Source organism: Microbacterium sp. WCS2018Hpa-9 (assembly GCF_031843745.1).
In the GTDB taxonomy this organism is placed as follows: Bacteria; Actinomycetota; Actinomycetes; order Actinomycetales; family Microbacteriaceae; genus Microbacterium.
The window spans coordinates 455,983-480,628 of the sequence record NZ_JAVTIY010000001.1 but is presented as its reverse complement, the minus strand read 5'-3'; the positions used below and the strand labels follow the sequence as shown (position 1 = coordinate 480,628).

Sequence of the window (24,646 nt, the reverse complement as noted above, 5' to 3'; positions counted from 1 at the left end):
TGTGACATGGCTTCTGCCGCGCCTGCCCCCACCCGCATCGAGACCGACTCGCTCGGGAGCATGGAGATTCCCGCCGACGCGTACTGGGGGATCCACACTGCCCGCGCCGACGCGAACTTCCCGATCACGAAGCGTCCGATCTCGGTCTATCCCGACCTCGTCGTCGCCCTCGCGATGGTCAAGCAGGCCAGCGCCAGGGCCAATCGCGAGATCGGGGTCCTCGACCCCGAGCGCGCCGACCTGATCGACCGGGCAGCTCAGCGGGTCATCGACGGAGAGTTCCACGACCAGTTCACCGTCGGCGTGATCCAGGGCGGCGCCGGCACCTCGACGAACATGAACGCCAACGAGGTCATCACCAACATCGCCCTTGAGCTCGCCGGGCGCGAGAAGGGCGACTACGCGTTCCTCTCGCCGATCGATCACACGAACCGCAGCCAGTCGACCAACGACGTCTACCCGACTGCCGTCAAGATCGGTCTGTCGCTGACGCTCCGCTCGCTGCTCGAAGAGCTCGATCTGCTGCGCATCTCGTTCCTCCACAAGTCCCACGAGTTCCACGACGTGCTCAAGGTCGGACGCACGCAGCTGCAGGACGCCGTGCCGATGACCCTGGGCCAGGAGTTCCACGGCTTCGCCTCGACCCTCGGCTACGATCACACGCGCCTCACCGAGAACGCGTCGCTGATGTTCGAGATCAACATGGGGGCCACGGCCATCGGCACCGGCATCACGACCCACGTCGACTACGCGCCTGCCGTGCTGAAGCACCTGCGCGAGATCACCGAGCTCGACCTGGTCACGGCGCGCGACCTCGTCGAGGCGACCAGCGACACCGGCTCGTTCATGTCCTTCTCGTCGACGCTGAAGCGCAATGCGATGAAGCTGTCGAAGATCTGCAACGACCTGCGACTGCTGTCGTCGGGTCCGCAGGCGGGCTTCGGCGAGATCAACCTGCCGGCCATGCAGGCGGGCTCCAGCATCATGCCCGGCAAGGTGAACCCGGTGATCCCGGAGGTCGTCAACCAGGTCGCGTTCGCTGTCGCCGGTGCCGACATGACGGTCACGATGGCAGCCGAGGCGGGGCAGCTGCAGCTCAACGCCTTCGAGCCCGTGATCGCCCACTCGATCTTCCAGTCGATCACCTGGATGCGTCAGGCGATGTGGACCCTGCGCGTCAACTGCGTCGACGGAATCACCGCGAACCGCGATCGTCTCGGCGCCATGGTCGGCGCCTCGGTCGGCGTCATCACGGCTCTGACGCCGTTCATCGGATACGCTGCCGCGGCCGCTCTGGCGAAGACGGCTCTGCTGACCAACCGGAATGTGGCCGACCTGGTCGTCGAGGCCGGCCTGATGTCCCGCGACGAGGTCATCAAGCAGCTGTCGCCCGCACGTCTGTCCGGTCTCGAGGCGATCACCGCTGCGATTCCGATCATCGCGGCCGAGGACCTCATCGAGATCTGAAAGTGCAGAAGGGGCCCCGGCGCACGACGCCGGGGCCCCTTCTCATGTCCGCGTGCGCGGAATCCGATTCAGTCGAGCACTCGACAGTGGGTGGTGAGCTCGCCGATCCCGTCGATTCCGACGGTCACGGTCGAACGATCGCGAAGGAAGATCTGCGGGTCGCGCGAGTAGCCGGCTCCTCCGGGGCTGCCCGTGGAGATCAGCGTCCCAGGCAGCAGAGTCAGCGACTGCGAGAGGTGCGCGATGAGCTTCGCGACCGATCGGACCATCTGGTCGGTGCTCGCGTCCTGCACGGTCTGGCCATCCACGACGGCCCAGATGTGCAGATCCTGCGGGTCGGCGACCTCATCGGCCGTGACGGCGAATGGACCGGTCGGGGTGAAGCCGTCGAAGGACTTGCACCGGGACCACTGCGCCTCGGAGAACTGCACGTTTCGAGCGGTGATGTCGTTGACGACGGTGTAGCCCCAGACGTGCGACAGGGCGTCGGCCTCTGCGACGTCCTTCGCCGGCGTGCCGATCAGCACGCCGAGCTCCGCCTCGTAGTCCACGGCTTCGCTCAGCGCTCGCGGCCACGACGTCGTCTGCTCGTGACCCGTGAGCGAGTTGGGCCACAGGGTGAAGACGGTCGGAGCCGCATCGGTCTTCAGGCCGAGCTCGCTCGAGTGCGCGGCGTAGTTGAGGCCGACTGCGAGCACCGCGGGAGGAGCGATCACCGCTGACGCGAACGCCCAGCCCTCGAGCGGATGCCGGGTGGCGGTGCCGCTCTCGACAGCGGCGCGAAGCGCGGCGAGCGTCTGCTCTCCACCCTCGATCAGCTGCTGAAGCGTCGCAGGGGGGTCGGGAAGGAGATCGGAGACGAGGATGGCATCGGCACCCTCCACCACTGCGAGATGCGCAGCAGGGGAGTCGGCACGACGCAGATGAGCGAACCGCATGCTCCTACGCTATCCGCTGCTCGGCTCGATTGGCTGGAGGAAGTCACCAGACCCGGGGGAAGTTGATTGTTCGCCATATGCTTTGGCTATGAGTTCCGGAGGACCGTCCCAGCCATCGCCATATACGCCGCCCCCCGCGCAGCAGCAGCCGCCGACGTATCCTCAGCAACCCCCGACACATCCGCAGCAGCCGCAGGCGTATCCGCAGCAGTACTCCGCTCAGCAGTACGCGCAGTCGAGCTACGCGCCGGCGCAGTTCTCCCAGCGTCCGGAATACGCGTCGGTGCTGGCCCAGCCGACCCCCTATTCCCCTCCGGCCCCTGCCGCGCCTTCGCCTGCCCCCGGTCTTCCTGCGCTGCCCGCCGCACGACGAGGCGGCCGCGTCGCCCTCTTCTCGCTGTTCGGCTTCCTCGGTCTGCTGATGCTCGGCCTGATCGCCTACTTCGGGTTGTTCCTCGGCCCGCTCGCATCGATCATCGGTCTCGTGCTCGCGCTCGTCCCGCTCGCGATCGTCTTCTTCGTCGTGCGCATGATCGACCGTTGGGAGCCCGAGCCCAAGTCGCTCGTGTTCTTCGCGATCGCCTGGGGCGCCATCGCCGCCGTGGGGCTCACGCTTCTCGTCGACCTGGGGCTCACTGCCGTCCTCGGACTCCGGGGTGAGGTCGCGGGCGCTGTCATCCAGGCTCCCATCGTCGAGGAGTTCTGGAAGGGCTTCGGAGTCTTCCTGATCTTCCTCATCGCGCGTCGGTCGTTCGACGGACCTGTCGACGGAGTCGTGTACGGAGCACTGGTCGGCGCAGGCTTCGCGTTCACCGAGAACATCCAGTACTTCGCGATCAGCCTCATCGAGGGCGGCGGCGAGCAGCTGACCGTGACGTTCATCCTGCGTGCGATCATGTCGCCGTTCGCGCACGCCATGTTCACGTCGCTCACCGGCCTCGCGATCGGGCTGGCCGCTCGACGGCATGCCTCCACGGGTGCCGCGCTCGGTTTCGGCCTTCTCGGGATGCTGGGCGCGATGGTGCTGCATGGGCTGTGGAACGGATCGTCCTTCGCGAACTTCTTCCTCCTCTACTTCGTCCTCCAGGTGCCGCTGTTCGTCGGGTTCATCTTCGGCATCATCGCCCTGCGGCGAGAGGAATCGCGCTTGACGAAGGCTCGGCTCGGCGACTACGCGGCTGCCGGATGGTTCACCCCGGAAGAAGTCACGATGCTGGCGACCCCGGCAGGGCGCAAGACCGGTCTTGCCTGGGCATCGCAGCTGCGCGGTGATCGACGTCCGCTGATGCGCGAGTTCATCAAGGACGCCACGATGCTGGCATCGGTCCGTCAGCGGGCCATCACGGGTCGCGACCCGATGGCTCCGGCAGATGAGCAGGCCCTGCTCGCACGCACGCGCGCCACGCGGGCCGCCCTCCTGGCGTACTGAGGGAAGAAGCCCCGTGATGGCCACCTTCATCCTCGTTCACGGAGCGGGAGACACAGGATGGTCTTGGCATCGGCTCGCTGCTGTCCTGCGGGAGCACGGACACGAGGTGATCGCACCCGACCTGCCGGGTGATGACGAGTCGCTCACCCTGCTCGACTACGCGGATGCGGTGGTGGATGCGGTCGGCGGACGACCCGGCGGAATCGTGGTCGGTCACTCGTTCGGCGGGTTCACTGCGCCGATCGTCGCCGAGAAGCTGGCAGCCGACGCGCTCGTGATGCTCGCGGCGATGATCCCCCTGCCGGGGGAGTCACCGGGTGAGTGGTGGTCGAACACCGGCTTCCTCGCCTCGGTGGAGGCGCAGGCGGCTCGCGATGGTGGTCTCACGGGAAACGATGATCCGCTCGTCGCCTTCTATCACGACGTACCGCGAGCCCTGGCAGAGGAGGCGATGGGCCGCGAGAGAGCGCATCCGTCCGAGGCCTCGATGGCTGCGCCGTGGCCGCTCACTGCTTGGCCGAGTGTGCCGACGAAGGTCATCGTCTGCACGGAGGACAGATTCTTTCCGGATGCGTTCCTCCGAGAACTCGCTCGCGATCGCCTCGGCGTCGTCGCTGACGAGATCCGGGCCGGCCATTGCGTCGCGCTCAGCCGACCGGACGAGCTCGCGGCGATGCTCGTCGAGTACTCGGCCGAGGTGCGTCGCTCCTGACGCTGAAGGTTCGCGAAGAGCACCCTGCGCCAAGACTCAGCGCCCGGTGCTGCGGCGATGCCTGCATGTCTACCGGGCGCTGAGTTGATCTGTAAACAGGGTGCACCCGGTGTGCGCGGGTGTCAAGGGCTTGGAGCGCGCGAGCGAGTGCGCATCGCCGTTTCGCCCTCAGCGGAGCGATCCCGTTGACCCGCGCCCCACGGCTCGGGTTTGATGGAGAGCATGACTGATCGCACAAAGCCTGAGTTCGACGCCCCCACCGGACCCGCCCCCGCGGAGCTCGTCATCCGCGACCTCATCGAGGGAGACGGCGCCGAGGCCAAGCCCGGCGACACCGTGACCGTGCACTACGCCGGTGTCGAGTTCGAATCGGGCGAGGAGTTCGACTCGTCCTGGGGTCGTGGCGAGACCATCCAGTTCCCGCTTCGCGGCCTGATCCAGGGCTGGCAGGACGGCATCCCCGGGATGAAGGAGGGCGGACGCCGTGAGCTCGTCATCCCGCCGCACCTCGCGTACGGCCCTGTCGGCGGAGGTCACTTCCTCTCGGGCAAGACCCTCATCTTCATCATCGATCTCGTCGCCGTAGGCTGACCCGATCAACGCCGGAAGGCGCCGAGCCCCTCGTGGGCACGGCGCCTTCTTCGTTGCGGGACGAGAATCTGGGCGTTCAGGGAATACATGCATGTGCATGTAAGTTGTAACGCGTGACGCCGTGAACACGGCCCCTCATCCGTTGCCGCGCTAAGCGGCTGATGTCTCCCGAGGAGAAACCATGACCAGCATCGACATTCCCGGTTACCGTCCCGGCACCTGGGTGCTCGACCCGTCGCACAGCGAGGTCACCTTCAGCGTGCGCCACATGATGATCTCGAAGGTGCGCGGCACCTTCGGCGTCAAGAGCGCGACCCTGATCGCCCCCGAGAACCCCCTCGAGGCTCGCGTCGAGGCCAGTGTCGACGTCACGTCGATCGACACCAAGGACGAAGGGCGCGACACGCACCTTCGCTCAGGCGACTTCTTCGACACCGAGAACTTCCCGACCATGGAGTTCGTGTCGACCGGTGCGCGCGCCGAGGGCGGCGAGCTCTTCGTCGACGGCGACCTCACGATCCGCGGCATCACCAAGCCCGTCAGCTTCGAGCTCGACTTCGGCGGCTTCGGCTCCGACCCGTGGGGCAACTACAAGGCCGGCGCTTCGGCCAAGACGGTCATCAACCGCGAGGACTTCGGCCTGACGTGGAACGCAGCCCTCGAGACCGGTGGCGTGCTGGTCGGCAAGGATGTCACGATCAGCCTCGACCTGCAGGGCGCTCTGCAGCAGGACTGATCTTCCGCAGTCAACGAGAACCCCGGGCCCTCAGGGCTCGGGGTTCTCTGCGTCACTCGAGCGCGTTCATGCCTGGTAGACTCTTCAGGTTGCCGTTTGATCGGCCGCGGATAAAGAGAGCTCGCGCATCAGGCGCCGGGCACCGCGCAACAAGCAGAGAGGGGATCGAATCTATGGCACTGGAATCAGACGTCAAGAAGGCGATCATCGAAGAGTACGCGACGCACCCCGGTGACACCGGATCCCCCGAGGTGCAGGTCGCGATGCTGACGCAGCGCATCAAGGACCTCACCGAGCACCTCAAGGAGCACAAGCACGACCACCACTCGCGTCGTGGGCTGTTCCTGCTCGTCGGTCAGCGCCGTCGTCTGCTCGGCTACCTCCAGGACATCGACATCGCGCGTTACCGCTCGCTGATCGAGCGCCTGGGCCTTCGCCGATAACGCGAAGCGAACCAGCGTACAATCGCGCAGAACATTCTTGAGAAGGCCGCCCCAGGTGTGGGGCGGCCTTCGTCATGTTCCAGGGGTTGACCTCGTGCTGACTTTCCATTAGGAAAGTAAGGAGCTTTCCAAGTGGAAAGCGCGAGGGGGGCGTCATGGAGCAGAAACCTGTCGACGGCTACGAGGTGCTCGCGCCTCCGAGCGCGAACATCGCCCAGAGGTATCTCGAGGAGGCGGCAGCGGTCGCCACGCGCCGTGAACGCGCGGTGGACCGTCGAGCTCTCGCCTGGCTGCAGATCGTCGATGCCGTGGCCACGGCGGCGTATCTGGCGGTGTTGGCGCTCGCACTCCGGGGAGACAACGTGCTCGCGTCTCAGACCTTCGTCTTCAGCTTCCTCGTGTGGGTTCAGCTTGCGAGCGGAATGGCGCAGCGCAGTGGCATGAAGAGGCGGTTCTCGTGGTCGAGGTGGCCGATGCTGCTCGCCGGCGGGCTGCTCATGGCCGTGGCGCTCGTCGTGTTCGGCTTCGCGGTCTGGGCGCCGGGCTTCCCGGCCATCGGGGTGCTGATCCCCTCCGCGCTCGTCCTGTTGGGATTGGGTGGCTATGGTGCGGTGCAGCTCGCTCGGGCTTCCGACGATGTCCGCCCACCGCTCTCGCAGTCACGGGCTCTTTCGCGCGTCGTTCGGTGGGGAACGATCCTCGTCGGTGTCGCACTCGGGGTGCTGATCATGCTCGCGTCGGCGCCGGGCGGAGTCCTCACGAGCACTCTGGTCATGCTCGTCTTGCTGATGCTGTTCGTATGGATGTTCGCGTTCAGCACCGACATCGGGCTTCCCGCGATCGGTGCCTCCTGGCGTTGGCCGCAGCTGGCCGCTTTCGCTGTCTCGATCTCGGCGCTCGCTGCGGTCGTCCTGCTCCCCATTCCCGTCGGCGGGGGAGTGCTGGCGGGAGCCGCGATGATCGCCCTGTTCGTCGCCGTCTCCTTCATGCCGGGGCGTGATCTGCGTGACTGACAGGCCCGCGGCGCCGCACCCTCGCACCCGGCTCGACGACAACTTCGCGTCCCCGATCCGCTTCTCGCTTCTGGCTTCGCTCGGGGACGGCATCGAGCTCGACTTCGCAACCCTGCGCGAGATACTCCAGTGCGGCGACTCGCCGCTGAGCAAAGCCATCACGCACCTGCAGGCGGCGGGGTACGTCATTGCGCGAAAGGGAAGCCTCGGCAGTCGTCCTCGCACCTGGGTGTACTCGACCGCGGCCGGCCGTGCGGCTTTTGCCGGCCACCTCCAGGCGCTGCGCGAGATCGTCGCGCTCGGGGGTGGCCCGGCGCTGTGATCGAGATCAGGCCTTCGTGCCGACCAGGTCGGGGTGATGGATGGCCGCGACATCAGGATGCGCGCGCAGCCGGGACTTCATGGCGTTCTCGCCGTAGGTGGCGTGGATGGGGTTGCTCGGATCCTCGGTGATGCCGGTCGCCTCTGCGGCCAGGTCGGCCGGGAGCTCGAGAAGCGGCAGCTGCTGATCGAGGGCGGGGTTGAAGAAGAACGGGATCGAGATCCGCTCCTCCGGCGCCTTGGGCGAGATCACCCGGTGATTGGTCGCCTTGAGATAGCCCCCGGTCGCGTACTCCAGCAGCTCACCGATGTTGACGACGAACGCGCCGGGCACGGGCGGAGCCGACACCCACTCGCCGTTCCGTTCCACCTGCAGCCCGCCCTTGCCCGGCTCGACCCAGAGCAGGGTGAGCACGCCGGAGTCCTTGTGCGCGCCGACACCCTGCTGGGGCTCCGGCTCATTGCTGCCCGGGTAGCGGACGATCTTGATGAGGGTCGACGGGTCGCGGAAGGGCTCGTCGAAGTACGACTCCTCGGCTCCGAGCGTGACGGCCCAGGCGCGCAGCAGCTTGTGTGCGACCTCGGTCAGCGTGTCGTGCCACTCGGTGACGACCGCTTTGAGCTCGGGCTGGGCCGCCGGCCACAGGTTGGGGCCGGTGAGGCGGTTGAAGGCCGGTCCGCCCTCGATGGGTTCGCGCTCGGGGCCGATGTCGATCTGCTCGCGCCAGTCGACCTTGCCCTGGGTCCGTTCGCCGCCGACACGGGTGTATCCGCGGAAGTGGGGGCTGTTGACGTTCTCGATCGCGAGCTTCTCGTCTTCGGGCAGCGCGAAGAAATCGAGCGCGGCCCGGTGCAGGCGCGCTTCGAGCTCGGGGGAGACCCCCGTGCCCGTCAGGTAGAAGAAGCCCACATCGTGCGTCGCTGCACGCAGGTCGTCTCGGAACCGTGCCGCGGCCTCGGGGCCGGCATCGAGCTGGGACAGGTCGAGGATGGGGAGCGAGAGATCAGCCATGCATCGAGCGTAAATCGGTCGCGAGGCGGACGGTCGAGTGTTGCGTCGCATTACTCTCGTCGCCTCGTGCACGTGCACGAGGCGACGGCGATCTGGTGATAATCTCTCTGAGGTAAGGGATGCCTTACCTCAGTCTTCACCTCAGAGAGTCTCCATTCCGTGCTCGCAACGTTCCTGATCGGTCTTCGCGAAGGCCTCGAAGCCGCTCTCGTCGTCGGCATCCTCGTCGCCTACCTCCGTCGTCTGGGCAGAAGCGACGCTCTGCCGAGACTGTGGGCGGGTGTGGGGCTGGCGATCGCCCTCGCCCTGGGAATCGGTGCAATCCTCACCTTCGGCGCCTACTCGCTGACGTTCGAAGCGCAGGAGCTGATCGGCGGCCTGCTCTCTCTGCTCGCCGTCGGCATGGTCACCTGGATGATCTTCTGGATGCAGAAGGCCGGGCGCACCATGAAGGCGACGCTCGAAGGGGGACTCGACCGTGCTCTGACGCACGGCGGCCTCTGGGCGCTGATCGCGATCGGCTTCGTCTCCGTCGCCAGAGAGGGGATCGAGACGACCCTGCTCCTGTGGTCGATGGTCCAGTCCTTCGGAGACGCCCCCACTGCATTGCTCGGGGCGATGCTCGGTCTCCTCACCGCCGTCGTGATCGGATGGCTGCTCGCCCGCGGTGCCGTCCGACTCGACCTCCGCCGGTTCTTCACCTGGACGAGCGGCTTCCTCGTGATCGTCGCCGCCGGCGTCCTCGCCTACGCGATCATGGATCTGCAGGAGGCCGGTGCCCTGCCTGGACCCTTCACCTCCGCGGCCCCCATCGACGCCGTCACCGGTGCCGTCGCGCTCGGCTGGGCGGCGTTCCCGTTCGGGTGGGCGTTCGACGTGACGAACGTGATCGCCCCGGACGGAGCATGGGCCACCATCCTGCAGGCGACCGTCGGCTTCATGCCGCGGATGACGTGGCTCCAGGTGACGGCATGGGCTGTCTACCTCGTCGTCGTCGGATTCTTCTTCGTCCGCGGGCTGCGTTCCCGTCGGCCGAGCACGCCTCGTTCGTCTACGTCCGCAGACCGCGACGTCTCGACCCCCACTCTCACCCAGCAAGGAGCAGCATGACCACCTCTCGCCGAATCCTCGGTGCTGTCGCCGCCGCCGGCGCGGCAGCACTCGTCCTCAGCGGCTGCGTCGCCAAGAGCGACGTCGCAGCAGGCGCCGCATTCGATGTCTCATCGACCGACTCCGAGTGCGCCGTCTCCGCGACGACCGCCGAGAGCGGCACGCTCACGTTCGACGTGACGAACGACAGCGGACAGACCTCGGAGTTCTACCTGCTCGCCGATGACGGACTGCGCATCGTGGGCGAGGTCGAGAACATCGCGCCGGCCGCCTCCCGCACGCTCACCGTGGTGGCGCAGCCCGGCAAGTACTTCACTCTGTGCAAGCCCGGAATGATCGGCGAGGGCGTCGGCAAGTCGGAGTTCACGGTGACGGGCGACCGCGTCGAGGTCGAAGGAGAGGACTCGGAGCAGAAGCAGCAGGCGGTCGACCTGTACGCGGCGTTCGTGAAAGACCAGGTGGGTCAGCTGGTTCCCTCCGTCGACGAATTCGTCGCCGCCTACGAGTCGGGCGACGACGAGGCCGCTCGCGCGCTCTTCCCCCAGACCCGCGCGTTCTACGAGCGCATCGAGCCCGTGGCGGAGGCACTCGGCACCCTCGACCCCCGAATCGACTACCGAGAGGTCGATGCCGTGGCCGAGGGGCTCGACTGGACCGGCTTCCACCGCATCGAGAAGGACCTCTGGGTGCCGGCGCAGGATGCCCTCAACGCCGACGGCGAGACGCCCGCCTGGCAGGACTGGGCTCCCTCGACGACCGAAGAGCGCGCCGGTTACGGCGACCAGCTGCTCGCAGACGTGCAGGAGCTCTACGACTACGTGCACTCCGACGACTTCACGACCGCTCTGGACGACCAGGGGATCGGCGGGATCTCGAACGGTGCGATCGCGCTGCTCGACGAGGTCGCGACCGGCAAGATCTCGGGAGAAGAGGACTGGTGGTCGGGAACCGACCTCTACGACTTCGCGGCCAACGTCGAGGGCTCCAAGATGGCCTTCTCGCTCGTGCAGGACTTCGCCACCGCGCAGGGCGATGACGGCGCCGCGCTCGTGACCGAGATCGAGGACGGATACGCGGCTCTCGAAGAGTCGCTGGCAGCGCACGGCTCGCTCGAGGCGGGCTTCGTCGGTTACGCGGAGCTGACCGACGCTGACAAGCGCGAGTTCACCGACCTCATCAACGCTCTCGCCGAGCCGCTGTCGCAGCTCACGGGCACAGTCCTCGACTGATTCGAAGGGTACGATCTCGCAGGTGAACGAACGCTCGAACGATGCTGCGGCTGCCGACTCCACTTGGGATTCGGCAGCCGCAGCATCCCCTTCCACAGGCCTCAGCCGACGTGGTCTTCTCGGCCTCGCGATCGGCGGGGGAGTCGCCTCTCTCGCGGTGGGGGTGGGCGGCGGACTGGCCGGCGGTGTGGCCCTCGGCCGCGCCAGGGCCGAGGCGGACTCGCAGATCGCGTACGAGTTCTTCGGCGCGCATCAGGCGGGGATCACCACTCCGGTGCAGGAGCATCTGCACTTCGCGTCGTTCGACATGATGCCGCGGACCGATCGCGACGACCTGATCACGTTGCTGCAGGACTGGACCTATGCGGCGTCACGAATGACCAAGGGGCTCGAGGTGAGCGCGACGGGCGCAGTCGGAGGTGACGCCGAGGTGCCGCCCGATGACACCGGTGAAGCTCTCGGCCTCCCAGCCGCCGGTCTCACGATCACGTTCGGCTTCGGGCCGAGCCTGTTCGAGAACGACGAAGGCGATCGCTACGGAATCGCCGCGCGCCGCCCGCAGAAGCTCGAGAGACTTCCCGCTTTCCTGGGCGACGACCTCGACCCGCAGGCGTCGCACGGCGATCTCTGCATCCAGGCGTGCGCCGATGACCCGCAGGTCGCGGTGCACGCGATCCGCAACCTCAGTCGCATCGCCTTCGGACGTGCTCGGCTGCGCTGGTCGCAGCTCGGGTTCGGCAAGACCTCGCGCACGACCTCCGCCCAGGCGACCCCGCGCAACCTGTTCGGATTCAAGGACGGCACGGCGAACATCCTCGCCGATGACGCAGACGCCCTCGACGCGAATGTCTGGGTCGGCGCGTCGGATCAGCCCGAATGGATGGCGGGAGGCTCGTACCTCGTCGCTCGGAAGATCGCGATGCTGATCGAGACCTGGGATCGTGTGCGGCTCTCGGAGCAGAACACGATCGTGGGGCGCGACAAGGGCGAGGGGGCGCCGCTGTCGGGCGGCGACGAGTTCACCGCACCGGACTTCGGTTCGTCGGCGATAGACCAGAACGCGCACGTGCGGCTCGCGCACCCCGACCAGAACGACGGCATCCGGATCCTTCGCCGCGGGTTCAACTACGTCAACGGCAACAATGATCTCGGCCGCCTCGACGCGGGACTCTTCTTCCTGTCGTATCAACGAGATCCGTCGCAGTTCATCTCTCTGCAGCGGCGGCTGTCGACCGACCGGATGAACGAGTACATCAAGCACGTCGGCTCGGGCATCTGGGCGATCCCGGCCGGTGCGAAGCCCGGATCGTACGTCGGCGCCGGGCTCTTCGCCTGACGAACGCAGAGCGCGGTCAGGCGCCCAGCGTCTCGGCCACGAAAGCCGACATCGCGTCTGCACCGAAGTGGTCGTCAGCGGTGATCGTCACGACGGCATCGTCGCGGAAGATGAGCAGCTGTCCGTACGCGCCGTGCAGTCGCCAGACCGGACCGGGGCCATCCCATCCCGACAGTGCGTAGCGTTCGTAGCCGGGGTTCTGGCCCGCCGTCACCCAGTCGGAGTGCATCGCGTCGATGACTGCGGCGGAGACGAGACGCCGCCCCTCCCATTCGCCGCGGTCTCGGATCAGTCGGCCCAGGCGTGCCATCTCCTCGGTACGCAACTCGATGCCGCTGCCGGCGACGATGCGTCCCTGCGGGCAGCGCTCCCACTCGATGTCGTCGATGCCGAGAGGGGCGAGCAGCCTCGGTCGCAGGTAGTCGATGATGTCGCCGACTCGTGTCGCGAGCACGGCCATGGCCGTGTAGGTGCTGGCGTTCGAGTACTGGAAGACGGTTCCGCGCGACGCGCGCGAGAGGAACTCGCGCGCCAGGTCTGGCCAGTCGGTCATCATGGTCTCCGACCAGGCGAGGTCGATGCCGCTCGACATCGAGAGCAGGCGTCGGAGCGTGATCCGATCGACGCCGTCTCCGAGCGCGAGATCCGGGGCGTACTCGGCGACCGGAGCATCGAGCGACACGAGGCCCTCATCGGCGGCGATTCCGGCCGCGAGGACGCATACGCCCTTCGCCACAGAGTGGATCTCCTCGCGGATGTCAGCGGTCCACCGGTGCTCTGCGACGTCGGCTCCCAGCAGCACGTGAAGCCCGTGGGCACCGAACCCCGAGGCATCCGCGTGGTCCACCAGGCGGTCGCGGATCATCTCGGCTCTGGTCACTCCTTCAGGCTAGCCGCTGCCCCGTGGCGCGGTCGACGAGACCCGGTCGGGTCGCTGCGGTGGCCTTCGCGGCGAGCGAGCTCAGGGTCTCGGAAGAGCCATTGCGGGCGGGGCTCGACCAGGGGACGGAAGAGCCAGCGCACGGGCTTCGTCGCGAGCGCGAGGGCCAGCACCACCGACAACAGGGTCACGAGCGGCAGCCACAGCCAGGTCGGATCGAGATCGCGCAGCACACCGGACTCGCGGAACGGGTAGAGCACGAACGAGTGCAGCAGGAACACGTACATCGTGTACTGGCCGAATCTCGTCCACCAGTATGTGCGTCGGGGGATCAGGGCGAAGAACGCGGCGCTCAGCGCCACCGCCAGCAGCATCAGCGCCATGCGCACGCCGCCGGCCCACCACTGCTCTCCGCCGAGGTCCGCATACGCATCCTCGTAGAACAGCCAGTGTCGCAGGTCGATCTCCTTCCAGAGGTCGATCCAGTGCCATGCGGCGAAGCCTGCCGAGCCGAGCAGGGCGACACTGGCGACGCGGATCCACCAGGGGCGCGTCTCGAGCAGACGGAGGCGGGCGACCACGTCACGCTCGCGCAGCCACCATCCGAAAGCGAAGAAGGGCAGCAGGCCGAGCGTGCGCGACAGCGAGAACGTGCTGTCGACGTTGGGAAGGTAGCCGACCCCGACCGAGATGATCACCGTCCACAGCAGCGGCCAGCGGAGCAGCGCGAGGTAGGGGAGCACGAGGCGGAAGATGCCGAGCGCGAGCAGGAACCACAGCGTCCACGACGGCTTGGTGAGGTTCGGGTCGGCCTGCCCCTCGACCAGCCACTTCGTCAGAGTCCACAGGAGTTCGAAGATGACGTAGGGGAGGAGGATGTCGGTGATCACGCGCGCCATCTGGACTCGCGTCGGTGACCCGGACTTCGAGAAGTAGCCGGAGATGATCGCGAACGCCGGCATGTGGAAGGCGTAGAGCGCGAGATACGCCGCGAGCGCGATATCGGAATCGTACGTGAGACGCTGGATCGCGTGCCCGAGGACGACCAGGACGATACAGGCGTAGCGGGCGTTGTCCCAGAACGGGACGCGCTTGCGGGGCTTCTGGACGGATCCGGTGGCGGGGTTCGTCGTGGCGGCTCCGTCGCTGTGCATCCTCCGAGGCTACTCGGGGAATAAAGTTGCTGGCATCGCGTTGACTCATATACATTCAAATGAATAGAACCGGATGCAGGGCACCCGATTCGGAGAAGACGGAGCAATCATGAGCGAGCAGGCAGGCGTCCCGGTGCAGTTCGGCATCATGTCGGTCAGCGACATCACCCGCGACCCGACCACCGGTGAGACGCCGAGTGAGCAGGAGCGGATCAAGGCGACCCTCGCGATCGCCAAGCACAGCGAAGAGGTCGGTCTCGACGTCTTCGCGATCGGCGAGCACCACAACCCTCCGTTCTGGTCGTCGAGTCCCACGACCTTCCTCGCCGCACTCGCGGCGCAGACGGAGCGTCTGATCGTCTCGACGTCGACCACTCTCATCACGACCAACGACCCCGTGCGCATCGCCGAGGAGTACGCGATGCTGCAGCACGTCTCCGACGGCCGCATGGATCTCATGCTCGGCCGAGGCAACACCGGGCCGGTCTACCCCTGGTTCGGTCAGGACATCAGGCAGGGCCTGCCGCTCGCGATCGAGAACTACGCTCTGCTGCACAAGCTGTGGCGTGAGGACGTCGTGAACTGGGAGGGCAAGTTCCGCACTCCGCTGCAGGGCTTCACCTCGACGCCGCGCCCCCTCGACGGAGTCGCGCCGTTCGTCTGGCACGGATCCATCCGCACGCCGGAGATCGCCGAGCAGGCGGCTTACTACGGAGACGGCTTCTTCGCGAACAACATCTTCTGGCCCAAGGAGCACTACCAGCGTCTGATCGAGCTCTACCGTCAGCGCTACGCGCACTACGGTCACGGCACGCCCGAGCAGGCGATCGTCGGACTCGGCGGACAGGTCTTCATGGCCGCGAAGTCGCAGGATGCGGTGAACCAGTTCCGCCCGTACTTCGACAACGCCCCCGTGTACGGTCACGGACCGAGCATGGAGGACTTCACGGAGATGACCCCCCTCACGGTGGGTTCGCCTCAGCAGGTAATCGACCGCTATGCCGCGATGCGCGAGCACTACGGCGACTACCAGCGCCAGCTGTTCTTGATCGACCACGCGGGCCTTCCGCTGAAGACGGTGCTCGAGCAGCTCGACATCCTCGGCTCCGAGGTCGTGCCCGTCCTTCGCAAGGAGCTGGCGAAGGACCGCCCGGCCGGCGTGCCGGATGCTCCGACGCACGCTGCGCGGGTGAAGGCCGAGTTCGGCGACGGCCCGACGCGTCAGGCTCGGCCGGGCGCCAATCGCGGCGACAACCTGACGGGCGACTCGCCTTATCAGGACTCTCCCGCTCCGGCGGGGGCAGCGTTCGGACTCAGCCGGAAGGAGGCCTGAGATGACCACTCGTCGAATCGCCGTCGTGTCTGCGGGGCTCTCGAATCCGTCGTCCACGCGGATGCTGGCGGATCGTCTCGCGGCTGAGACCGTGAAGGCGCTTGCGGGGCACGACATCCAGGCGAGCGTCGACGTGATAGAGCTGCGCGACTACGCGCACGACATCACGAACAACCTGCTCACCGGTTTCGCGCCGCCCGCACTCGAGACCGCGATCAACACCGTGGTCTCGGCGGACGCGCTCATCGCCGTCACGCCGATCTTCTCGACGAGCTACAACGGACTCTTCAAGTCGTTCATCGACGTGCTCGATCCGGACGCGCTCACGGGCAAGCCGGTGCTGATCGGAGCGAACGCCGGCACAGCTCGGCACTCGCTCGCGATCGACTACGCGATCCGACCGCTCTTCGCATACCTGCATGCGGATGCGGTCTCGACCGGCGTCTTCGCTGCATCCAGCGACTGGGGCGGATCCGGCGACGACGTCGCTCCTCTCGCGAAGCGCGTCGAGAAGGGCGCGCGCGAGCTGGCCGAGGCGATCGCGAAGCGCCAGGTGGCCGCGGCCGCCGACCCTTACGACCCCGCGACGTATCTCGGAGAAGGTCGTTCGTTCGGTCACATGCTGGGCGGTCTCGCCGGCGAATAGAACAGGCGGGCCCGCAAGGCCGGCCGGGCGGTGGGCCATGAGGTCATCGACAATGTCCGTGGGGCATCGTACGGTGACGTCATGGCCCACCTGTCTGTGTTGGACGCCGCGCGACGCGCGCTGCGCGGAACCCTCCTTCTGCCGGGAGATGATTCGTTCGACGACGCCCGTCGACCGTGGAACCTCGCGATCGAGCAGCATCCGATCGGCGTGGCCGTCCCCGCCGATCTCAGCGATCTGCGCACGCTCGTCGGCGCAGCGCGCGACGCGGGCGTCACGATCGCGGTGCAGCCCTCCGGGCACGGTGCGTCCGGCGACCTCTCGGGTGCCGTGATCGTGCGGATGGCGGCATTCGACGAACTCGAGGTCGATCTCGAAGCCGGAACAGTGCGCGTCGGCAGCGGTGTCCGGTGGGGTGCTGTGGTCGAGGCGCTCGAAGGCACCGGCTGGGTCGCCCCGGCCGGAACGAGTCCGGTCGTCAGTGTCGCGGGCTACACCCTCGGCGGTGGCCACTCGTGGTTCAGTCGTACCGCCGGGCTGGGGTCCGACAATCTCCGTGCCGTGTGGATGCTGCGCACCGACGGCGCGCATGAGCGCGTCGACGACGACAGTGACCCCGATCTCATGTGGGCGCTGCGCGGCGCGGGCGGGGTCGTGGGCATCGTCACTGCCCTCGAGATCGACCTGGTGCCTGCGCCCGCCGTGTGGGGGACCGAGCTCACCTTCGACGCGGGCGATGCCGCGGCCGTGATGCGTGCGGTCCGAGACCTCGCTGTCGACGCCCCCGCGTCGCTGAACGTGTTCATGAACTCGATGCGGATGCCCGATGTCCCGCAGCTTCCGGAAGAGATCCGCGGTCGCAGCTTCCTCTCGGTGCAGGCGCTGTCGACGAACGGCCCGGCCGAGCTGCTGATGAGCCGATTGGGTCGGGCGGCCACCGCGCAGCGTGAGGTCTCTGGGCCTACGTCCCCCCGGCTCATCGCGCAATCGAGCGGCGAGCCCACCGATCCCACGCCCGGACGGGGCGTCTCGGCCGCGCTCTCATCGCTCGACGACGACATGATCGATGAGCTGGTGCGGTTCCGCGAGCAGCCCGACCAGTGGCCGATCATGGGCATCGACATCCGCATGCTCGGGGGAGCGCTGGAGAACCCGAGACGAGCGGGATTCGCGACTCTGCAGGGAGTCGACTGGCTGCTCCACGCTCTGGTTCCGGTGTTTCCGGGAGTCCCCGGCGAACCAGGAGACGCGAGCATGGCGGGGTTCAGCGACCTGCTGGCGCGAGCGACGGCACCGCACACCGTACCGACCTTCCTCGGCCCCGGGCAGACTCTCGAGCGCTGCGGCCGGGCGGCATCGATCGACCGCCTTCGTCGTGCTCGCGCGATCGCCGACCCCGAGGCGCTGCTCCACGAGGGGCGTCTCCCGCGCTGACTCGGAGCGGACGGCCGGGCGCAGACACGTGCACCGAGACGAGAGCCGGGAACGGCATCCGACAGTGCGGGGTCAGCCGGATTAGTCGGTGCGTCGATTCCACTCGTACTCGGTTTCGGGACGTCCGCGAGCGCCATAGCGCGCGCTGCGGAGGACGATGCCCGATGCAGCGAGATGTTCGAGGTATCTACGCACGGACACCCGCGACATTCCGAGTCGCTGGGCTGCCTCGCTCGCCGAGAGAGCGCCGGCTGTGCGGAGCTCGACTGTCACCTTCTGCAGAGTCGCCCCTGAGAGCCCCTTCGGAACCGGGATCGCTCTCGTCGTGCGGCCGAGCAGCGCATCGATCTCTGCCTGGGTCGCTTCGCCGTCGGTGGATCTCGCCTTCTCGCGGTGCGCTCGATACGCGGTGAGACGCTCGTCGAACACCGCGAAGGAGAACGGCTTGACGAGATACTGGTACACGCCGAGAGCGACCATCTGTCGCACGCTCTCGGCGTCGCGGACCCCGGTGATGGCGATCACATCGACCGACGCCGCGCGGGCACGAAGTGCGCGCAGCACTTCGATGCCCGATCCGTCGGGCATCGTGATGTCGAGAAGGATGAGATCGAAGGGCCGTTCACGCGGCTGGTCGAGCACGGCGCTCACCGCCGCCCGTGCTCTGGTGCATTCGCCCGCGACGATGAAGCCATCGAGTCTCTCGAGGTAAGAGCGGTGGAGCTCCAGCGTCAGAGCGTCGTCGTCGACAATCAGTGTGCGGATCACGGGGCTCGCCTTCGTCTCGTCGGAGGCAGGACCACCCGGAACGTCGTGGGGTCGGCCTCGAGGTCGACCGTGCCACCGACCCCGAGAACCACGGATCGCACGAGTGCGAGTCCGACTCCGCGCCCCTGCGAGCCTGCGGGCTTCGTCGAGAACCCGTGCATGAAGATCCGCGTCCGCAGATCGGGGGCGATCCCGGGCCCGCTGTCTGAGACGGCGAGCACGATGCCGCCGTCGATCGAGGGTGCGAGCGTGACCTCGACCCATCGTTCAGTGCCGGCGGATGCGGCGTCCATGGCGTTGTCGATCAGGTTTCCGAGCACAGCCACGCTGTCGACCGGAGACAGGGGCGATTCGGGAGTATCGGGATCGATCTGCAGCCGCCAGTCGATTCCGCGCTCCTTCGCCTGCGACGCCTTGCCGAGCAGAAGCGCACCCACCGTCGGGTCGCCTGCCTGCCGGGCGGTGACCTGATCGACGAGTGATTGGCTCTGTCTCGACGTCTCGGTCAGGATCTCGATCGCCTCCTCCGCGCGCCCCAGCTCGAGCAGAGCGACGGCGGTGTGCATGCGGTTCCCGTGCTCGTGCGTCTGCGCTCGCAGGGCATCGCCGAGCGTCCGCAGCGATTCATACGAGGACACGGCATCGCGCACCTGGCCTGGCGGAAGATCGCCCGCGATGCGCCGCGTGAACCGTCGGGCGGCCCAGGCTCCGAGAGTGCCGAGGGCGACCAGGCCCACGGTGATTCCGAGCGACAGGGGGAGCCTACGGATCAGGGTGTCGGAGATCGATTCCGTCGTCACGCCGGCTGACACCCAGCCGACCAGGTCGCCGTCGGCTGAGTCGACCGGAACGATGGTTCGCACCGAGGGGCCCAGGGTGCCGGTGAAGACTTCGGTGAAGGTCCGAGGAGTCTCGGGGATCGTGCCGAGGTACTTCTCGCCGATCTGCTCCACGTCGGGGTGCGTCACCCTGGTGCCGTCCGGCGTCATGATCGTCACGAAGTCGAGATCCGCGGCGGCGATCACGTCGAGTGCGTACGGCTCGAGGGTCCCCGTGGCCGCGTCGACGTCGCCGGCGTCCAACGCCTCGGTCACCAGTGGTGACGCGGCGAGGGTCACGGCAGTCGCCGCGGTGACCCGCTCAGCCTCCGCGTGAGTGGTGCGCTGCGCGTCGATGACCAGGAAGACGGCGACCAGGCCGCCGACGATGAGTGCAGCGATCAGGAGCACGACGAACACCCGTGAGGCGACACTGCGGGCGGGTCTCATCGCGTCCTTCCGATCGTCGGTGATCGCGGAGCCGGCATATCGGTGGTGACCAATACGACCACAAATGGTGTTGCCGTGTGAAGTCCGCGACGGTGAGCTTACCGAAGGCGAGGGCGCCCGAGGGCATGAGACGAAGACGTTCATGATCAAGGAGGAAAACATGGCCATCACGACAGGGTTCTCGCTTCCCGGATTCCACTGGCGACGCGGCAAGCAGGCGTGGGACAGGCACACGTGGCTGTATGTCTCGGTGATCATCGCGGTCGTGCTCGGAGCGGCGGTCGGCCTCATCTGGCCCGAGGTCGGTCAGAGTCTCGAACCGATCGGCAAGGGTTTCGTGTCGCTGATCAAGATGATGATCGCGCCGATCATCTTCTGCACGATCGTGGTGGGTGTCGGCTCGATCGCGAAGGCCGCGACCGTGGGCAAGATCGGCGGACTCGCGCTGCTCTACTTCATGGTGATGTCGACGTTCGCGCTGGCGATCGGCCTCGTGGTCGGCAACATCATCCACCCCGGTGCGGGTCTCGACATGGCGAACTCGAGCTACGACGCGACCGAGACCGAGGCGAAGACCACCACGGAGTTCATCCTCGGGATCATCCCGACGACCTTCTTCTCCGCCTTCACGGGCGAGAGCGTGCTGCAGGTCCTCTTCATCGCCTTGCTGGTCGGCTTCGCCCTCCAGGGGCTGGGCGACAAGGGCGCCCCGATCATGGACGCGGTCAAGAACCTGCAGAAGCTGGTGTTCCGCATCCTCGGCATGATCCTGTGGCTCGCGCCGCTCGGCGCGTTCGGAGCGATCGCGGCGGTCGTCGGGAAGACGGGCATCGCCGCCATCTGGAGTCTCGGGGTGCTGATGGTGGCGTTCTACATCACCTGCATCCTGTTCATCGTGGTCGTACTGGGGACCCTGCTCTACGCAGTGACCCGGGTGAACATCTTCAGCCTGGTGAAGTACCTCGCCCGCGAGTACCTGCTGATCGTCGGCACCTCGTCGTCGGAGTCCGCTCTTCCGCGCCTCATCGCGAAGATGGAGCACATCGGCGTCTCGAAGCCGGTCGTCGGGATCACGGTGCCCACCGGATACTCGTTCAACCTCGACGGCACGGCGATCTACCTGACCATGGCCTCGCTCTTCATCGCGACCGGCATGGGTCAGCCGATGACGATCGGCGAGCAGATCGGGTTGCTGGTGTTCATGATCATCGCGAGCAAGGGAGCCGCCGGTGTCACGGGCGCCGGACTCGCCACGCTCGCCGGTGGTCTGCAGGCCTACCGTCCCGACCTCGTCGACGGTGTCGGTGTGATCGTGGGCATCGACCGGTTCATGTCGGAGGGGCGCGCGCTGACGAACTTCACCGGCAATGCGGTCGCGACCCTGCTCATCGGCACCTGGACGCGCGAGATCGATCGTGAGCGGGTGCAGCAGGTGCTGAGCGGCGCGCTGCCGTTCGAGGAGTCGTCGCTCGACGGCGTGGACGACCATGGCATGGTGGACGAGAGCAAGGCTGTCGACATCCAGGGGCTCAAGGAGTCGGCGCTCGAGGAGATGGCAGCGAAGGAGCAGCGGGCGCGGGCTCGAGCAGCGCAGAACTGAGCAGCAGGCGGAGAAGAGGGATGCGGGAGTCGACGGTGGTCGGCTCCCGCATCCGTGTGGTCAACCGCTCTTGCGTCGGAACTCGCGCCGCGTCTGCGGGGCGGGCGCGCCGTGGACGGCGGAGTCGCCATCCAGGTGGGCTTCGCCCTGCCGGTGGTGCGCGTTCTTCTTCTCGAGCGCTTCCTTGAACTTGCGCTTCATCTCCTCGCTGGAGGAGGCGCCTTCTTCGGTGCTCATGCTCGCCAGCCTAGGGCACGCTCCTGACTGGTGGGTGGATCACTTCCGTGCCCGGCGTGACACGACGTCGATCACAGCACCGAGACCGACCGCGATGGCGACGGACACCGCGACAGCGACCACGGGGCCACCCGGCACGAGTGCGGCGACGACGGCACCGACGGACGCCTGGTAGGCAGCCCATCCGAGAGCCGCGAGTGAGACGAGCAACAGGTATCGGCCGGGGTGGATGCGCGAGGCACCGGCGACGAGATTGATCGCCAGGCGAGCGAACGGCACGAAGCGTGCCGTGAAGAGCACTGTGGCTGTCCCGCCATCGAGGCGGCGTCGCGCCCAGTCGAGGGCCTGACGCACACGCGGCGCACGCATCCACCTCCACCGTTCGGTGCCGACGGTGCGCCCGATGAGATAGCAGGCGGCGTCTCCGGCCGCAGCAGCCGCTGCCGCGCACACGATCACCGCCCAGAGCGGGGGAGCGCCGGTGGTCGACGCGATGGCACCGAGCGCGGTGACCGCGATCTCCCCGGGGATGACGACGAAGAACGCGTCGCCGAGCACGAGGAGGCTCATGATCACGAGGGCCCACGGGCCGCTGAGCAGGTCGGTCGGCACGCATCCACAGTGCTCGGCGCAGGTGAACGGGAACCAACGTCCGGATAGCCGGTGACCAGCGCTCCAGCATCCGGTGAACTTCTGGTGCCGGGGGTCGTTTCCCGCGTCTCGCGTGTGCCGGTGGCAGCATCCTGGGGTTGTGAGAGTCGCGATCGTGACAGAGTCCTTCCTTCCGCACATGAACGGTGTCACCGGATCGGTACTGCAGATCCTCGGTCACCTCGAACGCGCAGGCCATGACGCGCACGTGATCGCACCCGATGCGGTCGGCATGCCCGCACAGGTCCATGGCGCCGCTGTCGAACCCATGCCCAGCCTCGCGCTCCCCGGCTACCGCAACGTGCGAGTGGGAACCTCGCCGGCGCGCCAGGTCGCGGCATCACTGCGCCGCTTCGGTCCGGATGTCGTGCACCTGGCCTCGCCCTTCGCCCTCGGGTGGCGAGGCGCGCTCGCCGCAGAGCACCTCGGCGTGGCCTCGGTCGCCGCGTACCAGACCGATGTCGCGGCATACACGCACAGGTATCGCGTCCCGGCGGCCACGGGGATCGCGCAGTCGCACATCGCACGGCTCCACCGGCGGGCGACTTTGACGCTCGCACCCTCGGCTGACTCGGCGCAGCAGCTCGCCGCACTGGGCGTCGATCGCGTGCGCCGGTGGGGCAGAGGCGTGGATGCCGAACGCTTCCAGCCGGCCCGACGCAGCACGACGCTGCGCGCGGAGTGGGGCTCTGAGGTCGTGATCGGCTATGTGGGCCGACTCGCCCCCGAGAAGCAGGTCGAGGACCTGGCTGTGCTGCAGACGATCCCGGGGACGCGTCTCGTGATCGTGGGCGACGGACCGAGCAGGCCCAGGCTCGAAGCCCTGATGCCCGGCGCTCTCTTTCTCGGGCACCTCGAGGGCGATGCTCTCTCGGCGGCGATGGCATCGTTCGACGTGTTCGTGCACCCGGGGGAGAGCGAGACCTTCGGCCAGACCCTGCAGGAGGCGCACGCGAGCGGCGTGCCCGTCATCGCCACCGGACGTGGTGGGCCCCTCGGCCTCGTGCGCATGGGGATCGACGGATGGCTCTACCGGCCGGGCGATCTCGACGATCTGCGCATGCGCGTCGCCGACCTCACCGGAGACGCGCGCAAACGCCGGGCCTTCGGCGAAGCCGGACGCGAGGCGGTGCAGGGGCGCAGCTGGGCGAGCATCTGCGATCAGCTGCTGGGACACTTCGAGGAGGCGCGAGAGCTCCGGGCTGTGGACGCCGGAATGCGCGCTCGCCGCCTGACGCGTCCGGAGCCGAGCGTCCCCGTCGACGCACGCCGCTGGCGGCGCTACGTGGCACTGGGAGACTCGCTCACCGAGGGGCTGTGCGACCCGGCATCCGATGGCGCGCTGCGCGGATGGGCTGATCGACTCGCGCTCCTGCTCGCCGCTCGAGGGGGGCTCCACTACGCCAACCTCGCCATCAGGTCGAAGCGGGTGCGCGACGTGTGCGTCACGCAGCTTCCGCGAGCACTCGAACTCGAACCGGACCTCGTGTCGATCCTCATCGGGGCCAACGACCTCGTGAAGCCCAACGTCGACATACCGGCGCTCGCCGCAGAGCTCGAGGGTGCGGTCGCGCGGCTCCGGAGCACCGGAGCGGATGTCCTCCTCGTCACTCCGTTCCTTCCTCGTCGGCGCGCGGCGGCGATGTACACGAAACGGTTCGCTGCCTTCGCCACGGCGCTCACGGGCATCGCGGCCCGCACCGGCGCGATCCTGATCGACACGGACCTGCACCCGTCGCTCCCCGACCGCCCGAACTGGGGTGAGGACCTCGTGCACCTGAGCAGTCGAGGCCACAGATTCCTCGCGTACCGGGCGGGGGAGGTGCTCGCCGTGCCGCACGCTGACGCACTCGGCGCCCTCGACGCGGCCCTGCACGAGAACGAGCCGATCGGCGCGGGGCTCTGGTGGCGTCGGCACGCGCTGCCGTGGGTCTGGCGACGACTGCACGGACGCGCGGCGGGAGACGGACGGGCCGCGAAGCACGACGACTACGTCTATCTCGGGCGATCGAGCGCTCTGCGCGACGTCACCGTCAGCTGATCACCGCTCCGCTTTCGGGGCGATTTCGAACGCGCGGCCCTGCGATATCGAGGACTTTCAATGCCCCGCTGATAGGCTGGATGCGGTCGGCGTATGTCGACCGGACAATTTCATATCGACTCATGGAGCGATCGGCGGAGAGCTGGTCCCCTGTGGTGGGTTCCTCGGCGCGACGTCGGGTGGCTTTCTACTGGTGGCCAGCGCAGGTGAGATTCGCGGGAATGCCCGCGCGCCCATATCCGTCAGCATCCGCTCCTTCATGAATACGCTCGCGCGTCATACGGATTCGCGAGTCTA

Annotated in this window: 24 protein-coding genes; 16 read left to right on the top strand and 8 right to left on the bottom strand. The window is 67.5% G+C overall.

Going from position 1 to position 24,646, the window contains the following annotated elements; all coding sequences use genetic code 11:
- The first annotated feature begins 6 nt into the window (after positions 1-6).
- On the top strand, positions 7-1,467 hold the full coding sequence (locus tag RQG82_RS02510) for an aspartate ammonia-lyase (RefSeq protein ID WP_311257543.1): 1,461 nt from the start codon (positions 7-9) through the stop codon (positions 1,465-1,467).
- Positions 1,468-1,535: 68 nt separating this feature from the next.
- On the opposite strand, the gene RQG82_RS02505 is transcribed toward RQG82_RS02510, so the two are convergent.
- The gene (locus RQG82_RS02505) at positions 1,536-2,405 is read right to left on the bottom strand and encodes a fumarylacetoacetate hydrolase family protein (RefSeq protein WP_311257542.1); all 870 of its coding nucleotides are present in this window, start codon (positions 2,403-2,405) and stop codon (positions 1,536-1,538) included.
- A gap of 88 nt (positions 2,406-2,493) precedes the next feature.
- Here RQG82_RS02505 and RQG82_RS02500 point away from each other — a divergent pair, with 88 nt between their 5' ends.
- From RQG82_RS02500 to RQG82_RS02470, 7 genes are all read left to right on the top strand, one after another.
- Positions 2,494-3,834: a PrsW family intramembrane metalloprotease gene (locus RQG82_RS02500; RefSeq protein ID WP_311257541.1), complete on the top strand. Its 1,341-nt coding sequence runs from the start codon at positions 2,494-2,496 to the stop codon at positions 3,832-3,834.
- 16 nt (positions 3,835-3,850) lie between these two features.
- Complete coding sequence (locus RQG82_RS02495) at positions 3,851-4,546, top strand: alpha/beta hydrolase (RefSeq protein ID WP_311257540.1); 696 nt, start codon at positions 3,851-3,853, stop codon at positions 4,544-4,546.
- A 222-nt stretch (positions 4,547-4,768) separates the two neighbouring features.
- Complete coding sequence (locus RQG82_RS02490) at positions 4,769-5,137, top strand: FKBP-type peptidyl-prolyl cis-trans isomerase (protein WP_056376601.1); 369 nt, start codon at positions 4,769-4,771, stop codon at positions 5,135-5,137.
- Positions 5,138-5,318: 181 nt separating this feature from the next.
- Positions 5,319-5,873, top strand: a complete 555-nt coding sequence (locus RQG82_RS02485; RefSeq protein ID WP_042541805.1) for a YceI family protein — start codon at positions 5,319-5,321, stop codon at positions 5,871-5,873.
- A gap of 173 nt (positions 5,874-6,046) precedes the next feature.
- Complete coding sequence (gene rpsO, locus RQG82_RS02480) at positions 6,047-6,316, top strand: 30S ribosomal protein S15 (protein ID WP_191718090.1); 270 nt, start codon at positions 6,047-6,049, stop codon at positions 6,314-6,316.
- A gap of 155 nt (positions 6,317-6,471) precedes the next feature.
- Positions 6,472-7,329 carry a hypothetical protein gene (locus RQG82_RS02475; protein WP_311257539.1) on the top strand — a complete coding sequence of 286 codons (858 nt, stop codon included), beginning with the start codon at positions 6,472-6,474 and terminating at the stop codon, positions 7,327-7,329.
- Positions 7,322-7,651, top strand: a complete 330-nt coding sequence (locus RQG82_RS02470) for a transcriptional regulator (protein ID WP_311257538.1) — start codon at positions 7,322-7,324, stop codon at positions 7,649-7,651. The genes RQG82_RS02475 and RQG82_RS02470 overlap by 8 nt, the downstream gene beginning before the upstream one ends.
- 6 nt (positions 7,652-7,657) lie before the next feature.
- Here the strand turns inward: RQG82_RS02470 and RQG82_RS02465 are convergent, their stop codons facing one another.
- The gene (locus tag RQG82_RS02465; protein WP_311257537.1) at positions 7,658-8,662 is read right to left on the bottom strand and encodes a 2-oxoglutarate and iron-dependent oxygenase domain-containing protein; all 1,005 of its coding nucleotides are present in this window, start codon (positions 8,660-8,662) and stop codon (positions 7,658-7,660) included.
- 159 nt (positions 8,663-8,821) lie between these two features.
- On the opposite strand from RQG82_RS02465, the gene efeU reads away from it, so the two are divergent.
- From efeU to efeB, 3 genes are read left to right on the top strand one after another with little or no spacing between them, the layout of a single operon-like run.
- Positions 8,822-9,772, top strand: a complete 951-nt coding sequence (gene efeU / locus RQG82_RS02460; protein ID WP_311257536.1) for an iron uptake transporter permease EfeU — start codon at positions 8,822-8,824, stop codon at positions 9,770-9,772.
- Positions 9,769-11,001: an iron uptake system protein EfeO gene (gene efeO, locus RQG82_RS02455; RefSeq protein ID WP_311257535.1), complete on the top strand. Its 1,233-nt coding sequence runs from the start codon at positions 9,769-9,771 to the stop codon at positions 10,999-11,001. Before efeU ends, efeO begins: the two co-directional genes overlap by 4 nt.
- Before the next feature lie 22 nt (positions 11,002-11,023).
- Entirely contained in the window at positions 11,024-12,337 is a 1,314-nt protein-coding gene (gene efeB / locus RQG82_RS02450) for an iron uptake transporter deferrochelatase/peroxidase subunit (protein ID WP_311257534.1), read from the top strand.
- A 16-nt stretch (positions 12,338-12,353) separates the two neighbouring features.
- Here efeB and RQG82_RS02445 read toward each other — a convergent pair whose 3' ends face one another.
- Positions 12,354-13,217 carry a serine hydrolase gene (locus RQG82_RS02445; protein WP_311257533.1) on the bottom strand — a complete coding sequence of 288 codons (864 nt, stop codon included), beginning with the start codon at positions 13,215-13,217 and terminating at the stop codon, positions 12,354-12,356.
- The gene (locus tag RQG82_RS02440) at positions 13,214-14,371 is read right to left on the bottom strand and encodes an acyltransferase family protein (RefSeq protein WP_311257532.1); all 1,158 of its coding nucleotides are present in this window, start codon (positions 14,369-14,371) and stop codon (positions 13,214-13,216) included. Before RQG82_RS02440 ends, RQG82_RS02445 begins: the two co-directional genes overlap by 4 nt.
- A 109-nt stretch (positions 14,372-14,480) precedes the next feature.
- On the opposite strand from RQG82_RS02440, the gene RQG82_RS02435 reads away from it, so the two are divergent.
- From RQG82_RS02435 to RQG82_RS02425, 3 genes are all read left to right on the top strand, one after another.
- Positions 14,481-15,704, top strand: a complete 1,224-nt coding sequence (locus RQG82_RS02435) for an LLM class flavin-dependent oxidoreductase (RefSeq protein ID WP_311257531.1) — start codon at positions 14,481-14,483, stop codon at positions 15,702-15,704.
- Between the two features lies 1 nt (position 15,705).
- Positions 15,706-16,350: an FMN reductase gene (locus RQG82_RS02430; RefSeq protein WP_311257530.1), complete on the top strand. Its 645-nt coding sequence runs from the start codon at positions 15,706-15,708 to the stop codon at positions 16,348-16,350.
- 81 nt (positions 16,351-16,431) lie between these two features.
- The gene (locus RQG82_RS02425; RefSeq protein WP_311257529.1) at positions 16,432-17,784 is read left to right on the top strand and encodes an FAD-binding oxidoreductase; all 1,353 of its coding nucleotides are present in this window, start codon (positions 16,432-16,434) and stop codon (positions 17,782-17,784) included.
- An 81-nt stretch (positions 17,785-17,865) separates the two neighbouring features.
- Here RQG82_RS02425 and RQG82_RS02420 read toward each other — a convergent pair whose 3' ends face one another.
- Entirely contained in the window at positions 17,866-18,552 is a 687-nt protein-coding gene (locus tag RQG82_RS02420; protein WP_311257528.1) for a response regulator, read from the bottom strand.
- Complete coding sequence (locus RQG82_RS02415) at positions 18,549-19,820, bottom strand: ATP-binding protein (RefSeq protein ID WP_311257527.1); 1,272 nt, start codon at positions 19,818-19,820, stop codon at positions 18,549-18,551. Before RQG82_RS02415 ends, RQG82_RS02420 begins: the two co-directional genes overlap by 4 nt.
- 160 nt (positions 19,821-19,980) lie before the next feature.
- Here RQG82_RS02415 and RQG82_RS02410 point away from each other — a divergent pair, with 160 nt between their 5' ends.
- Entirely contained in the window at positions 19,981-21,420 is a 1,440-nt protein-coding gene (locus tag RQG82_RS02410) for a cation:dicarboxylate symporter family transporter (RefSeq protein WP_311257526.1), read from the top strand.
- Positions 21,421-21,480: 60 nt separating this feature from the next.
- Here the strand turns inward: RQG82_RS02410 and RQG82_RS02405 are convergent, their stop codons facing one another.
- Positions 21,481-21,657 (bottom strand): DUF5302 domain-containing protein, encoded by a 177-nt coding sequence (locus RQG82_RS02405; RefSeq protein WP_091232420.1) that lies wholly within the window; start codon positions 21,655-21,657, stop codon positions 21,481-21,483.
- Positions 21,658-21,696: 39 nt separating this feature from the next.
- A complete protein-coding gene (locus tag RQG82_RS02400; protein ID WP_311257525.1) occupies positions 21,697-22,269 on the bottom strand; it encodes a VTT domain-containing protein in 573 nt (190 codons plus the stop codon).
- A 154-nt stretch (positions 22,270-22,423) separates the two neighbouring features.
- Here RQG82_RS02400 and RQG82_RS02395 point away from each other — a divergent pair, with 154 nt between their 5' ends.
- On the top strand, positions 22,424-24,349 hold the full coding sequence (locus RQG82_RS02395; protein WP_311257524.1) for a GDSL-type esterase/lipase family protein: 1,926 nt from the start codon (positions 22,424-22,426) through the stop codon (positions 24,347-24,349).
- The last annotated feature ends 297 nt before the right edge of the window (positions 24,350-24,646 follow it).

Coding starts and splice junctions, on each gene's coding strand:
- RQG82_RS02465 (WP_311257537.1), bottom strand. CDS start 8,662: ATGGCTGATCTCTCGCTCCCCATCCTCGACCTGTCCCAGCTCGATGCC.
- RQG82_RS02415 (WP_311257527.1), bottom strand. CDS start 19,820: ATGAGACCCGCCCGCAGTGTCGCCTCACGGGTGTTCGTCGTGCTCCTG.
- RQG82_RS02405 (WP_091232420.1), bottom strand. CDS start 21,657: ATGAGCACCGAAGAAGGCGCCTCCTCCAGCGAGGAGATGAAGCGCAAG.
- RQG82_RS02490 (WP_056376601.1), top strand. CDS start 4,769: ATGACTGATCGCACAAAGCCTGAGTTCGACGCCCCCACCGGACCCGCC.
- RQG82_RS02435 (WP_311257531.1), top strand. CDS start 14,481: ATGAGCGAGCAGGCAGGCGTCCCGGTGCAGTTCGGCATCATGTCGGTC.
- efeO (WP_311257535.1), top strand. CDS start 9,769: ATGACCACCTCTCGCCGAATCCTCGGTGCTGTCGCCGCCGCCGGCGCG.
- RQG82_RS02510 (WP_311257543.1), top strand. CDS start 7: ATGGCTTCTGCCGCGCCTGCCCCCACCCGCATCGAGACCGACTCGCTC.
- RQG82_RS02495 (WP_311257540.1), top strand. CDS start 3,851: ATGGCCACCTTCATCCTCGTTCACGGAGCGGGAGACACAGGATGGTCT.
- RQG82_RS02500 (WP_311257541.1), top strand. CDS start 2,494: ATGAGTTCCGGAGGACCGTCCCAGCCATCGCCATATACGCCGCCCCCC.
- RQG82_RS02430 (WP_311257530.1), top strand. CDS start 15,706: ATGACCACTCGTCGAATCGCCGTCGTGTCTGCGGGGCTCTCGAATCCG.
- RQG82_RS02485 (WP_042541805.1), top strand. CDS start 5,319: ATGACCAGCATCGACATTCCCGGTTACCGTCCCGGCACCTGGGTGCTC.
- RQG82_RS02425 (WP_311257529.1), top strand. CDS start 16,432: ATGGCCCACCTGTCTGTGTTGGACGCCGCGCGACGCGCGCTGCGCGGA.
- RQG82_RS02410 (WP_311257526.1), top strand. CDS start 19,981: ATGGCCATCACGACAGGGTTCTCGCTTCCCGGATTCCACTGGCGACGC.
- RQG82_RS02440 (WP_311257532.1), bottom strand. CDS start 14,371: ATGCACAGCGACGGAGCCGCCACGACGAACCCCGCCACCGGATCCGTC.
- RQG82_RS02505 (WP_311257542.1), bottom strand. CDS start 2,405: ATGCGGTTCGCTCATCTGCGTCGTGCCGACTCCCCTGCTGCGCATCTC.
- rpsO (WP_191718090.1), top strand. CDS start 6,047: ATGGCACTGGAATCAGACGTCAAGAAGGCGATCATCGAAGAGTACGCG.
- RQG82_RS02475 (WP_311257539.1), top strand. CDS start 6,472: ATGGAGCAGAAACCTGTCGACGGCTACGAGGTGCTCGCGCCTCCGAGC.